General features: G+C 62.4%; 15 protein-coding genes. 5 read left to right on the top strand and 10 right to left on the bottom strand.

All coding sequences use genetic code 11. The features are described 5' to 3' along the window. Positions 1 to 960: 960 nt before the first annotated feature. The 10 genes from hisC to IX761_RS07885 form a co-directional block, all read right to left on the bottom strand. Positions 961 to 2010, bottom strand: a complete 1050-nt coding sequence (gene hisC, locus IX761_RS07930) for a histidinol-phosphate transaminase (RefSeq protein WP_194789053.1) — start codon at positions 2008 to 2010, stop codon at positions 961 to 963. 2 nt (positions 2011 to 2012) lie between these two features. Continuing rightward, the gene (gene hisD, locus IX761_RS07925; protein WP_194789052.1) at positions 2013 to 3335 is read right to left on the bottom strand and encodes a histidinol dehydrogenase; all 1323 of its coding nucleotides are present in this window, start codon (positions 3333 to 3335) and stop codon (positions 2013 to 2015) included. Positions 3336 to 3458: 123 nt separating this feature from the next. Then, entirely contained in the window at positions 3459 to 4094 is a 636-nt protein-coding gene (gene hisG / locus IX761_RS07920; RefSeq protein WP_011532429.1) for an ATP phosphoribosyltransferase, read from the bottom strand. Positions 4095 to 4186: 92 nt separating this feature from the next. Beyond that, the gene (gene murA, locus IX761_RS07915) at positions 4187 to 5452 is read right to left on the bottom strand and encodes a UDP-N-acetylglucosamine 1-carboxyvinyltransferase (RefSeq protein ID WP_194789051.1); all 1266 of its coding nucleotides are present in this window, start codon (positions 5450 to 5452) and stop codon (positions 4187 to 4189) included. Between the two features lie 23 nt (positions 5453 to 5475). Further along, positions 5476 to 5715, bottom strand: coding sequence for a BolA family protein (locus IX761_RS07910; protein WP_194789050.1), 240 nt, complete (start codon positions 5713 to 5715; stop codon positions 5476 to 5478). A 118-nt stretch (positions 5716 to 5833) separates the two neighbouring features. Continuing rightward, positions 5834 to 6136, bottom strand: coding sequence for an STAS domain-containing protein (locus tag IX761_RS07905; protein WP_194789049.1), 303 nt, complete (start codon positions 6134 to 6136; stop codon positions 5834 to 5836). Continuing rightward, the gene (locus IX761_RS07900; protein ID WP_194789048.1) at positions 6133 to 6786 is read right to left on the bottom strand and encodes an MlaC/ttg2D family ABC transporter substrate-binding protein; all 654 of its coding nucleotides are present in this window, start codon (positions 6784 to 6786) and stop codon (positions 6133 to 6135) included. Before IX761_RS07900 ends, IX761_RS07905 begins: the two co-directional genes overlap by 4 nt. Before the next feature lie 9 nt (positions 6787 to 6795). Next, the gene (gene mlaD / locus IX761_RS07895) at positions 6796 to 7281 is read right to left on the bottom strand and encodes an outer membrane lipid asymmetry maintenance protein MlaD (protein ID WP_194789047.1); all 486 of its coding nucleotides are present in this window, start codon (positions 7279 to 7281) and stop codon (positions 6796 to 6798) included. Then, positions 7281 to 8078, bottom strand: coding sequence for a lipid asymmetry maintenance ABC transporter permease subunit MlaE (gene mlaE / locus IX761_RS07890; protein WP_194789046.1), 798 nt, complete (start codon positions 8076 to 8078; stop codon positions 7281 to 7283). The genes mlaD and mlaE overlap by 1 nt, the downstream gene beginning before the upstream one ends. Beyond that, entirely contained in the window at positions 8078 to 8887 is an 810-nt protein-coding gene (locus tag IX761_RS07885) for an ATP-binding cassette domain-containing protein (protein ID WP_194789045.1), read from the bottom strand. Before IX761_RS07885 ends, mlaE begins: the two co-directional genes overlap by 1 nt. Positions 8888 to 9132: 245 nt before the next feature. On the opposite strand from IX761_RS07885, the gene IX761_RS07880 reads away from it, so the two are divergent. From IX761_RS07880 to lptB, 5 genes are read left to right on the top strand one after another with little or no spacing between them, the layout of a single operon-like run. Next, positions 9133 to 10107, top strand: a complete 975-nt coding sequence (locus IX761_RS07880) for a KpsF/GutQ family sugar-phosphate isomerase (RefSeq protein ID WP_194789044.1) — start codon at positions 9133 to 9135, stop codon at positions 10105 to 10107. After that, positions 10108 to 10632 (top strand): KdsC family phosphatase, encoded by a 525-nt coding sequence (locus tag IX761_RS07875; protein ID WP_194789043.1) that lies wholly within the window; start codon positions 10108 to 10110, stop codon positions 10630 to 10632. Between the two features lie 8 nt (positions 10633 to 10640). Further along, positions 10641 to 11213, top strand: a complete 573-nt coding sequence (lptC, locus tag IX761_RS07870; protein WP_194789042.1) for an LPS export ABC transporter periplasmic protein LptC — start codon at positions 10641 to 10643, stop codon at positions 11211 to 11213. Then, the gene (gene lptA / locus IX761_RS07865; RefSeq protein WP_194789041.1) at positions 11200 to 11724 is read left to right on the top strand and encodes a lipopolysaccharide transport periplasmic protein LptA; all 525 of its coding nucleotides are present in this window, start codon (positions 11200 to 11202) and stop codon (positions 11722 to 11724) included. The genes lptC and lptA overlap by 14 nt, the downstream gene beginning before the upstream one ends. Next, positions 11725 to 12450 (top strand): LPS export ABC transporter ATP-binding protein, encoded by a 726-nt coding sequence (gene lptB, locus IX761_RS07860; RefSeq protein ID WP_194789040.1) that lies wholly within the window; start codon positions 11725 to 11727, stop codon positions 12448 to 12450. Positions 12451 to 12572 lie beyond the last annotated feature (122 nt).

Here is a 12572-nt window from a genome sequence, read left to right as displayed (position 1 = left end):
GGTTCGGGTTCGGGTTCGGGTTCGGGTTCGGGTTCGGGTTCGGGTTCGGGGTTAGTGTGCTGGTTTTTATTTTTCGGTGCATATCCATTCACGATAGCGACTTTTCGTCACCTTTCCGCCCTTACGGCGGCTTACTTTTTTCTTGCCTCGCCGGCCGCGTCAAAAGTAAGCAAAACCGCCTGCTCCCATCATCCGGCCCCTACGCTTCGCTTCGGGGTTCCCTCACTCCGGCCTTGCTCCCGCGTGGACGCACCGAAGGGCCATCCATGGCCCATCGGTGCTCGATGGGCATCCATGCCCATCGCCCCGCTCCGCAAGTCCTACGTTCGGCCTCCTGAAGTCGCGTTTGGCGGTGAGTGGACTATCGCGCGCTTAGAAGCAAGAGCAAGAGCAAGAGCAAGAGCAGCGAGTGTTCAATTGTTATTGATGTGTTGTTTGTAATGGCCTCATCGCCGGCAAGCCGGCTCCCACAGTGACCGCGTGAGTTTCGAGTTCAGCGCCATCCTGTGGGAGCTGCGGTTCGCCGCTGCGACTTGCCAGCGATTGCAGTTTGAAGTTCAACAAAACAATCAACTAGCGACAGCTGCGCCAATATAGGCGCCGCCCCTAACTTCGCGACTTCAGGAGGCCGATCGGAGGGCTTGCGGAGGGAGGCGACGGGCATGGATGCCCGTCGAGCACCGATGGGCCATGGATGGCCCTTCGGTGCGTACTCCCGGGAGCAAGACCGGAGTGAGGGAACCCCGAAGCGCAGCGCAGGGGCCGTATGAATGGAGCGAGCATTTTTTGGTTACTTTTTGATGCTTCAAAAAGTGACCCGCCGTAAGGGCGGAAATGTGAATAAGCGTCACCCAAGCAAATGGATATGCCCACAACTTTAAAAACCAACAACAACAAGGGGCCAGTCAAAGTGCAATCAATACACCCCGACCCGCCCCCAAAACACCCACTAACCCATTATCAATTCAAGGCATCAAGCAACGCCTGGTTCATCTCCGGCGTCCCAATGGTAATCCGCAGGAACTGCGCAATCCGCGCCTGCTTGAAGTGCCGAACGATAACCCCCTGCTCCCGCAGCCGCGCCGCAATTTCCGCAGCATCCTGCGAAGGGTGCCGCGCAAAGATGAAGTTCGCCGCCGAAGGCAGCACCTCGAACCCACGCGCCACCAGCTCAGCAACCAACGCCTCACGGCTGTCGATCACCTTGCGGCAAGTCTCATCAAAATAGGCCCGGTCCTCGAACGCCACCGCCGCACCAACGATCGCCATACGATCCAGCGGGTAGGAGTTGAAGCTGTTCTTGATCCGCTCCAGCGCCTCGATCAAGTCCGGATGCCCGACCGCCAAACCAACCCGCAACCCAGCCAGCGAGCGCGACTTGGACAACGTCTGGGTCACCAGCAAGTTGTCGTATCGATCGACCAGGCTGATGGCCGTCTCGCCACCAAAATCGATATACGCCTCATCCACCACCACCACCGAATCACGGTTGGCCTGCAGCAGCTGCTCTACGGCCTCCAGCGGCAACAGGCAACCCGTCGGCGCGTTGGGGTTGGGGAAGATGATCCCTGCGTTGGGTTTGTTGTAGTCCGACACACGAATCTGGAACTGCTCATCCAGCGCCACCTGATCGAACGCGATGCCATACAGCCCGCAGTAAACCGGATAGAAGCTGTAGCTGACATCCGGGAACAGCAACGGACCACGGTCGTGCTGGAACAAGCCGTGGAAAATGTGCGCCAGCACCTCATCCGAGCCATTGCCGACGAACACCTGCGCCGGGGTGACACCGTAATACTCGGCCACCGCCTGCTTGAGCCGGTCACCGTTCGGGTCCGGGTACAGACGCAAGTTGTCATTCAGCTCGCCGCGCATGGCCTCCAGCGCCTTGGGCGAAGGGCCATACGGGTTCTCGTTGGTGTTCAGCTTGACCAACCGCGCCAGCTTGGGCTGCTCGCCCGGCACGTAGGGTACGAGGTCCTTGACGAAGGGACTCCAGAAACGACTCATGCTCAGTTCCCCTTCTCGTTGAGGATGCGGTATTCGGCGCTGCGCGCGTGCGCGGTCAGCGATTCGCCACGGGCCAGCACGGAAGCGGTGTGACCCAGCTCCGACGCACCTTGCTCGGAGCAGAAGATGATCGACGAACGCTTCTGGAAGTCATAAACCCCCAGCGGCGACGAGAAACGTGCAGTACCAGACGTCGGCAACACGTGGTTGGGGCCGGCGCAATAGTCGCCCAGCGCCTCGCTGGTGTGACGGCCCATGAAGATCGCACCGGCATGGCGGATCTGCGGCAGCCAGGCCTGCGGATCGGCCACCGACAGCTCCAGGTGCTCGGGGGCGATGCGATTGGCCACTTCGATGGCCTGCCGCATGTCACGCACCTGGATCAGTGCGCCACGGCCGTTGATCGACTTCTCGATGATCTCGGCACGCTCCATGGTCGGCAGCAGCTTGTCGATGCTGGCGGCAACGCGGTCGAGGAACTCGGCGTCGGGGCTGACCAGGATCGCCTGCGCGTCCTCGTCGTGCTCGGCCTGGGAGAACAGGTCCATGGCGATCCAGTCCGGGTCGGTCTGGCCATCGCAGACCACGAGGATCTCCGACGGGCCGGCGATCATGTCGATACCGACCTGGCCGAACACGTGACGCTTGGCGGTGGCCACGTAGATATTGCCCGGGCCGACGATCTTGTCCACCTGCGGCACGCTCTCGGTGCCGTAGGCCAGGGCCGCGACAGCCTGGGCGCCACCAACGGTGAACACGCGATCAACACCGGCGATGCAAGCCGCGGCCAGCACCAGCTCGTTGACCTCGCCACGCGGCGTTGGCACCACCATCACCACCTCGGACACGCCGGCCACTTTCGCCGGGATCGCGTTCATCAGTACCGATGAGGGGTACGACGCCTTGCCACCCGGCACATACAAACCGGCACGGTCCAGCGGGGTAACCTTCTGGCCGAGCACGGTGCCATCAGCCTCGGTGTACTGCCAGGAATCCTGCTTCTGCCGCTCGTGGTAGATGCGCACGCGATTAGCGGCTTTCTCCAACGCTTCACGCTGCACCGAGGTGATACGGGTCAGCGCCAGCTCCAGGCGGGCACGGTCGAGAATCAGGTCGTCGATGGTCTTGGCATCGACACCGTCGAAACGCTGGGTGAATTCCACCAGCGCCGCATCGCCACGCTCACGCACGGCCTTGATGATGTCGAGCACGCGCTGATTGACCGCGTCATCGGACACACTTTCCCAGCTCAGCAGATGATCAAGATGTCGGGCGAAATCCTGGTCAGCGGCGTTGAGACGGGCAATTGCAGTGGACACGGTCATGGCGAGGGCCTCAGTTGATTAGCGAATGCTCAGGCGCCCAAGGCTACCAGTCCATCCGCGCGGGCACCCGAGAAAGAAGGCTATGACGCGGATAGACGGGCGCGACGGAATGTCGCGCAGCAGTCAGCCGCGGTGTCGCGATTCGACGGCGTTGCGCAGGGTGTCGATCAGGCTTTGAATGCGGGCGTGTTGCATTTTCATGGAGGCCTTGTTGACCACCAGGCGCGAGCTGATCGTGGCGATCAGTTCCTGGGGTTCCAGGCCGTTGGCGCGCAAAGTGTTGCCGGTGTCGACCACGTCGATGATCTTGTCGGCGAGGTTGATCAGCGGAGCCAGCTCCATGGAGCCGTACAGCTTGATGATGTCGACCTGGCGGCCTTGCTCGGCGTAGTAGCGCTTGGCCACGTTGACGAACTTGGTGGCTACCCGCAGGCGGCCCTTGGGTTCGGGCGCACCGGTAACACCAGCGGTCATCAGCTTGCATTGGGCAATCTGCAGGTCCAGGGGCTCGTACAGGCCCTGGCCGCCGTACTCCATCAGCACGTCCTTGCCGGCCACACCGAGGTCGGCAGCGCCATGCTCGACGTAGGTCGGCACGTCAGTGGCACGCACGATAAGCAGGCGCACATCATCCTGCGTGGTGGGGATGATCAGCTTGCGGCTCTTGTCCGGATTCTCGGTGGGCACGATGCCGGCTTCGGCCAGCAACGGCAGGGTGTCGTCGAGAATGCGGCCCTTGGATAGCGCGATGGTCAACATGGGAAACGTCGGTCCTTAAGCAGCTATAGCAGGCCGGGCAAAGGGCCCGACCGCATACGATTCGGCTGGCGCGTCCCTGCGCCGATCACAGACTAGCCCGGTACGCGACGGATCTTCGCGCCCAGCATCTGCAGTTTTTCCTCGATGCACTCGTAACCACGGTCGATGTGGTAGATGCGATCGATCAGGGTGTCACCCTCGGCGACCAGGGCCGACAGCACCAGGCTTGCGGAAGCGCGCAGGTCGGTAGCCATCACTGGAGCGCCCTTGAGCGCGTTGACGCCAGTGACGATGGCAGTGTTGCCCTCGACCTGGATCTGCGCGCCCATGCGGTGCATCTCGTAGACGTGCATGAAGCGGTTTTCGAAGATGGTCTCGATCACTGCACCCGTGCCTTCGGCGATGGCGTTGAGCGAGATGAACTGCGCCTGCATGTCGGTCGGAAACGCCGGGTACGGTGCGGTGCGCAGGTTGACGGCCTTGGGCCGCTTGCCGTGCATGTCCAGCTCGATCCAGTCTTCGCCGGTGGTGATATCGGCGCCGGCTTCCTTGAGTTTTTCAAGTACGGCTTCAAGAATGGTCGGATCGGTATCCTTGACCTTGACGCGGCCACCGGTCACGGCAGCGGCGACCAGGTAGGTGCCAGTCTCGATACGGTCGGGCATGACACGATAAGTCGCGGGGTGCAGACGCTCCACACCTTCGATGGTGATGGTGTCGGTGCCAGCGCCCTGGACCTTGCCGCCCATGGCGTTGATGAAGTTGGCCAGGTCGACCACTTCGGGTTCGCGGGCGGCGTTCTGCAGCACGCTGGTGCCCTTGGCCAGGGCCGCGGCCATCATGATGTTCTCGGTACCGGTCACGCTGACGGTGTCGAAGAAGAAGTGCGCGCCGCGCAAGCCGCCTTCAGGGGCCTTGGCCTTGATGTAGCCGCCTTCGACCTCGATCTTCGCGCCCATGGCTTCCAGGCCGCGAATGTGCAGGTCGACCGGACGCGAGCCGATGGCGCAACCGCCTGGCAGCGCGACTTCGGCTTCACCAAAGCGGGCGACCATAGGGCCGAGCACCAGGATCGAGGCGCGCATGGTCTTGACCAGCTCGTAAGGGGCGACCAGGGTCTTGATGGTGCGTGGGTCGATTTCCACCGACAGCTTTTCGTCGATCACAGGCTCGATGCCCATGCGCCCGAACAGCTCGATCATGGTGGTGATGTCGTGCAGGTGCGGCAGGTTGCCGACCGTGACCGGGCCGTCGCACAGCAGGGTGGCCGAGAGAATCGGCAGGGCCGAGTTCTTCGCACCGGAAATGCGGATCTCGCCATCGAGGCGGGGGCCGCCAGTAATAATCAGTTTGTCCATACGTGTCTCGCCGCCAAGTTGGCTCAGGTGCGCTCAGCCCAGGCTGCGCTGCTGAAGAATTTCATGGTTACCGCGTGGATGCTGCCGTTTGAGATCCACGGATTGAGGTGAGCATAGATCGCCTGCTGACGCTTGACCGGGCTCTGGCCGGCCAGCTCGTCGCTGATCACGTTCAACTGGAAGTTGCAGCCTTCGCCTTCAACTTCGACCCGGGTTCCCGGCATTTTCTCTTCCAGAAAGCTTTTGACTTCTACGGCCTGCATGCTCAACCTCGATCGGCGCCCAACGCGCGCGGGTCGGCCATCATACAAAAAAGCCCCTCGCCTGCGAAGCCCATGTGCGGGCGCGCTGACCGAGGGGCGCTCACCTTGCTGCAGGCCATCAGCCTGCCAGCACTTCATCGAGGTCATAGACCTCGGCGATTTCGCGCATTGCCTCTGGCATGCCGCGCAGTTCGCAACGTTTGCCGGCGGCCTGGGCATCGCGCATGAAGCCCAGCAGCAGCGACAACCCGACACTGCTCGACTTGGCCACGGCGCTGCAATCGAGCACCAGCTGCGTTTCACCGCTGCCGTCGATCAGGGCCTTGCCCTGCTTGCGCAAGGCCGGCCCGCTGCGGTAGTCCAGCACGCCTGCCAAGCGCAGCACGCCTGGCTCGGCCATGCTCACGGCAGCATCGCTCATTTGACTTCCTTATCCGGCGAGGTCTCGGCGGTCTGCTTGGCCTTGGCTACCTCGCCAGCCCAGCCGTCGATGGTCTTGTCCAGGTTGTTGCCATTGCGCTGCATGGCGTCGGCGAACTGATCGCGGAACAGCTTGCCGATGTTGATACCGTTGACGATGACGTTGCGCACTTTCCACTCGCCGCCGATCTTCTCCATGGTGTACTGCACGGGGTAGACCGCACCGTTGTTACCGGTCACTTTCATGCCAACGCTGGTGCGATCGCCATCCTCGGCCTTGGCCGGGTCGACGGTGATGCCCTGGTTGTTGTACTCGAGCAGCGCATTGCCATAGAACTGCATCAGGCTGCGCTTGAAGTTGTCCTGGAAGCGCTGCATCTGCTCAGGGGTGGCCTTGCGCGAGTACTTGACGGTCATGATGCTTTTAGAGATGCCGTCGGCATCGACCACTGGGCCAAGGTTGCTGTTGAGCGCGTTGTAGAACGCCTCCGGGTTGGCCTTGTACTGCTCTTTATTGGCCTTCAGGTCACTCAGCAGTTGAGTGGTGGTGCCCTGGATGACATCACGGGCAGACTGCCCCGGTGCCGCCACGGCCAGCAGGGGAAGGGCCGCCAGCAGAACCAGCACGCCACGTCGCAGGATGGAAATCATGGAAACTCCTTAATTTGCCGGTTGAGCTTCTTTCGGTTCCTTGCCCACGGTGTTGAGCAGGAACTTGCCGATCAGGTCCTCCAGCACCAACGCCGACTGCGTGTCGTGGATGGTGCTGCCGTCCTTCAGTACCGCCTCTTCGCCACCGACGCTGATGCCGATGTACTTCTCGCCCAGCAGGCCGGCGGTGAGGATCGAGGCCGTGGAGTCGGTCGGCAGGTTGTCGACCTTCTTGTCCAGCTGCAACGTCACCCGGCCGGTGTACGAATCGCGGTCCAGATCGATGGCGGTGACCTTGCCGATGGTCACGCCGGCCATGGTCACTTTAGCTCTGACCGTCAAACCGGCGATATTGTCGAAATACGCATAAACTTTGTACGAGTCGCTGCTCGGGCTGGCCGACAGCCCGCTGACACGCAGGGCGAGCAGCAGCAGCGCCAGGATCCCGGCCAGGAGGAACAGGCCGACACCGATTTCCAGGGTGCGGTTTTGCATCAGAAATCTCCAAACATCAAGGCGGTCAGAATAAAGTCCAGACCCAGGACTGCCAACGAGGCATAGACCACGGTCTTGGTGGTGGCACGGCTGATCCCTTCTGAGGTGGGCTCGCAGTCATACCCCTGGAATACGGCGATCCAGGTGACGACGAAGGCAAACACCAGGCTCTTGATCAGCCCATTGATCACGTCGTCGGTGAACGAAACACTGTTCTGCATGTTGGCCCAGAACGAGCCCTCGTAGACGCCCAGCCAGTCGACGGCGACCCACGAACCACCCCAGATGCCCACCACGCTGAAGATCAGCGCCAGCAACGGCAGCGAAATGAAGCCGGCCCACAGGCGTGGCGCGACGATGTACTTGAGCGGGTCGACCCCGATCATCTCCAGGCTCGACAGTTGCTCGGTGGATTTCATGTTGCCGATTTCGGCGGTCAGCGCCGAGCCTGCGCGGCCAGCGAACAGCAGGCCGGTCACCACCGGGCCGAGTTCGCGTAGCAGGGTCAGGGCGACCATCTGCCCCACCGCCTGCTCCGAACCGTAGCGGGCGAGGATGCTATAGCCCTGCAACGCCAGCACCATGCCGATGAACACACCGGACACGACGATGATCGCCAGCGACAGCACGCCGACCGAATAGAGCTGCTTGACCAGCAGTTGGAAGCCGCCGCCTACACTGCCCCGGCCGATCAGCGCATGGCCGAGGAAGATGCAGGAACGACCCAGCACGGCCAACACGTCGATGGCCGAACGGCCGAACAGGCGGATACGTTCGAGTAAGGATTTTCTGCGCATCAACGCGCCCCCAACAGATCGGCGCGGTAATCGGGCGCAGGGAAATGGAATGGGACCGGGCCATCCGGGTCGCCCTTCATGAACTGACGGATGCGTGGGTTATCCGAGCCCATCAGCTCCGCAGGCGTGCCCTGCCCCAGCACCTGGCCGTCGCCGACCACATAGATGTAGTCGGCGATGCTCGCGGTTTCCGCAAGGTCGTGGGAGACCACGATGCTGGTGATGCCCAGTGCGTCGTTGAGCAGGCGGATCAGGCGCACCAGCACACCCATGGCGATCGGATCCTGGCCGACGAACGGCTCGTCGTACATGAGGATCTGTGGATCGAGGGCGATGGCCCTGGCCAGTGCCACCCGGCGCTTCATGCCGCCAGAGAGCTCGTCGGGCATCAGGTCGATGGCGCCGCGCAGGCCCACGGCCTGCAGCTTCATCAGGACGATGTCGCGAATCATCTCGTCGGGCAGTTGCGTGTGCACGCGCAACGGGAAGGCGACGTTCTCGAAGACGTCGAGGTCGGTGAACAGTGCGCCGCTCTGGAACAGTACGCCCATCTGTTTGCGTGCGTCGAACAGGTCACTGCGCGACAGCGCGGGCAGGTTCTGGCCATTGACCCAGACTTCGCCGCTGGCCGGCCGCAACTGCGCGCCCATCAGCCGCAGCAAAGTGGTCTTGCCGCAGCCCGATGGACCCATGATGCCGGTGACCTTGCCGCGTGGAATGCGGATGTCCACGTTGCTGAAAATGCTGCGCGAACCGCGCTTGAAGGTGACCCCCTTCAGCTCGACCGCGCAGGCGCTATCCACACTCATCTAGACTCCTTGCAATGCAGCCTCGTCTTCATGGACGCCTGCCCTCATCTTGAAGGCACACTGATCCCTGGCGGGCCGAACAGCGGCGAACTATAGCACCGCTGGCACGCCCGCCCCAAGGCCGTCAACCGACTCGTTCAGGGCAATGACAGGCTTGTGCGGCATCCTTATGACATTCGAAGGATGAGCCTTTCACACATTGCGGCTATAATCGCCGCCTTTTCATCAGGCATTGCGTTTTCGACATGAGCCAATCCAGCGAGCTGATCCAATCCGCCCAGCGCACCCTGCGCCTGGAACTCGAAGCAGTGCAGGCACTGCTAGCCCGCATCGACGGTGATTTCATCAAGGCCTGTGAACTGATCCTGGCCAGCAAGGGCCGCGTGGTCGTGGTCGGCATGGGCAAGTCCGGACACATCGGCAACAAGATTGCCGCAACGCTCGCCAGCACCGGCACGCCTGCCTTCTTCGTGCACCCAGCCGAGGCCAGCCACGGCGACATGGGCATGATCACCCGCGACGATGTCATCCTGGCCCTGTCCAACTCCGGCAGCACCGCCGAGATCGTCACCCTGTTGCCGCTGATCAAGCGCCTGGGCATCCAGATGATCAGCCTGACCGGCAACCCGGACTCTGCGCTCGCCCAGGCCGCCGAGGTCAACCTCGACGCCAGCGTAGCCCAGGAAGCCTGCCCGCTGAACCTCGCGCCCACCTCCTCCACCACGGCAGCCCTGGTACTGGGCGATGCCCTGGCCATCGCCTTGCTGGAAGCCCGCGGTTTCACCGCCGAAGACTTCGCCTTCTCGCACCCTGGCGGAGCGCTGGGCCGTCGCCTGCTGCTCAAGGTCGAAAACGTGATGCACGCGGGCGAAGAGCTACCACGGGTCGATCGCGGCACACTGCTCAAGGACGCCTTGCTGGAAATGTCTCGCAAAGGCCTGGGCATGACCGTGGTCATGGAGAAAGACGGCACGCTGGCCGGGATCTTCACCGACGGCGACCTGCGCCGCAGCCTGGACCGCAACATCGATGTGCACACGACCCTCATCGACGAGGTCATGACCGTGCACGGCAAGACCGCCCGCGCCGAAATGCTCGCCGCCGAGGCCCTGAAAATCATGGAAGACCACAAGATCAGCGCACTCGTGGTGGTCGATCAGGATGACCGCCCGACCGGCGCCCTGAACATGCATGACCTGCTGCGCGCCGGAGTGATGTAAATGAACCAGGACCTGATGCAACGCGCCAAGGCCATCAAGCTGGCGGTGTTCGACGTCGACGGCGTGCTCACCGATGGGCGCCTGTACTTCCTCGAGGACGGCAGCGAGTTCAAGACCTTCAACACCCTCGACGGCCACGGCATCAAGATGCTCATGGCCGCGGGCGTGACCACCGCCATCATCAGCGGCCGCAAAACCCCCGTGGTCGAGCGCCGGGCAAACAACCTCGGCATTCCGCACCTGTTCCAGGGCCGCGAGGACAAGCTGGTGGTGCTCGACGGGCTGCTCGCACAGCTCGGGCTAAGCTATGAGCAGGTCGCCTACCTGGGCGACGACCTGCCCGACCTGCCGGTGATCCGCCGCGTCGGCCTGGGCATGGCGGTGCAGAACGCCGCAGCGTTTGTGCGCCAGCATGCCCATGGGGTCACCCAGGCACGCGGCGGCGAAGGCGCCGCCCGCGAGTTCTGCGAACTGATCATGCAGGCCCAGGGCACCCTGGACGCTGCCAACGCCAATTACCTGTAAGGCTGCCCATGCTCAGCAAGAAAATTCGAAACTTCGCACTGCTTGGCGTGATCGCCGCCGTGCTGGTCGCGATAGGCTACTGGAACGTCAGCCCCGAGAGCTTCCTCGACAAGCCGGTGGCACAAACCGACGAAAGCGCCATCGACTACTACGCGATCAATGCCCACAGCGTGCAGTTCCTGCCGGACGGCAAGCTGCAGTACGAAATGACCGCCGACAAAGTCGAGCACCTCAAGGCCAGCGAAGTCACCCTGGTGACCACGCCAGACCTGCACATGTACCGCGGCACCGAGTACCCGTGGCACGTGCAGAGCACCCGCGCCGAGGTCAACCCGGACGGCACCGAGGTCGAACTGATCGACAACGTGCGGGTCGCCCGCACCGACGAGAAGAACCGCAACACCATCATCACCAGCACGCGCATGACCGTGTTCCCGCAGAAGCAATATGCGCAGACCGAGCAAGCCGTTAGAATCGACGGCGCCGGTGGCACGACTACGGGCAAAGGAATGAAAGCGTATTTGAAAGAAGGCAGGATGGACCTGCTCTCTAACGTAAGAGGACAGTATGAGGCTCGTTAAAACCATCCCCCTTCTGCTCAGCCTGGGCGTAGCACTGGGAAGCGCGAGCGCCTTCGCCCTGCCGAACGACCGTGACCAGCCGATCCGCATCCAGGCCGACAACGCGCACCTGGACGACAAGCAGGGCGTGGCCACCTACACCGGCGACGTGATCATCACGCAAGGCTCGATGATGATCAAAGGCAACACGGTCACCATGACCCGTGCCGCCTCTGGCGACATCGACGTGGTCACTTCGGTGGGCAACCTGGCCTACTTCGAGCAGCAGCAGAATGCCGCCAAGCCCGACAAGATGAAAGGCTGGGCCGTGACCATCCAGTACCAGGCGCAAAAAGACATGGTGATTCTCACCGACCGCGCCAAGGTCGAGAACGAAGGCAACACCACCGAAGGCGAGAAGATCGTCTACAACACCAAGACCCAGGTGGCCACCGCCGGTCGTGGCGGTAACGTGACTGCACCACGTCAGCGCATCGACATGGTCATTCAACCGAAGAAAAAGGCCGAGTAAATGGCAACCCTCAAAGCCCAGCACCTGGCCAAGAGCTACAAGGGCCGGCAAGTCGTGCGCGACGTCAGCCTGTCCATCGACAGTGGCCAGATCGTCGGCCTGCTCGGCCCCAACGGCGCCGGCAAGACCACCTGCTTCTACATGATCGTCGGGCTGGTCCAGGCCGACCAGGGGCGCGTACTGATCGACAACCTCGACGTCAGCCACCAGCCCATGCATGGTCGCGCCCAGGCCGGCATCGGCTACCTGCCGCAGGAAGCCTCGATCTTCCGCAAGCTGTCGGTGGCCGACAACATCATGGCCATCCTCGAGACCCGCAAGGACCTCGACCGCGACGGCCGGCGCAAAGAGCTGGAAAGCCTGCTGCAGGAGTTCCACATCAGCCACATCCGCGACAACCTGGGCATGAGCCTGTCCGGTGGTGAACGCCGCCGTGTCGAGATCGCCCGCGCCCTGGCCACCGCACCCAAGTTCATCCTGCTGGACGAACCGTTCGCGGGCGTCGACCCCATCTCGGTCGGCGATATCAAGCAGATCATCCATCACCTCAAGAACAAAGGCATCGGTGTACTGATCACCGACCACAACGTTCGCGAAACACTGGACATCTGCGAGACCGCCTACATCGTCAACGATGGCCAACTCATCGCCGAAGGCGATGCCGAAACCATCCTGGCCAACCAGCTGGTCAAGGAAGTCTACCTCGGTCACGAGTTCCGCCTCTGACCCAGGCTGTCTGGAGCACTGGCGCACACGCCCGATCGGGGCTTAAGTGTTACTGTGCTCTAGGCAAACGCTGCAATTTCAGGCATATAACTTGCTTAAAATTGGCGCCCAGCGCCCTACGT

It is taken from the genome of Pseudomonas sp. UFMG81 (assembly GCF_015354575.1).
Taxonomy (GTDB): domain Bacteria; phylum Pseudomonadota; class Gammaproteobacteria; order Pseudomonadales; family Pseudomonadaceae; genus Aquipseudomonas.
Note: the sequence above shows the minus strand (reverse complement) of the source record. Positions and strands in the feature narration are given on the sequence as shown.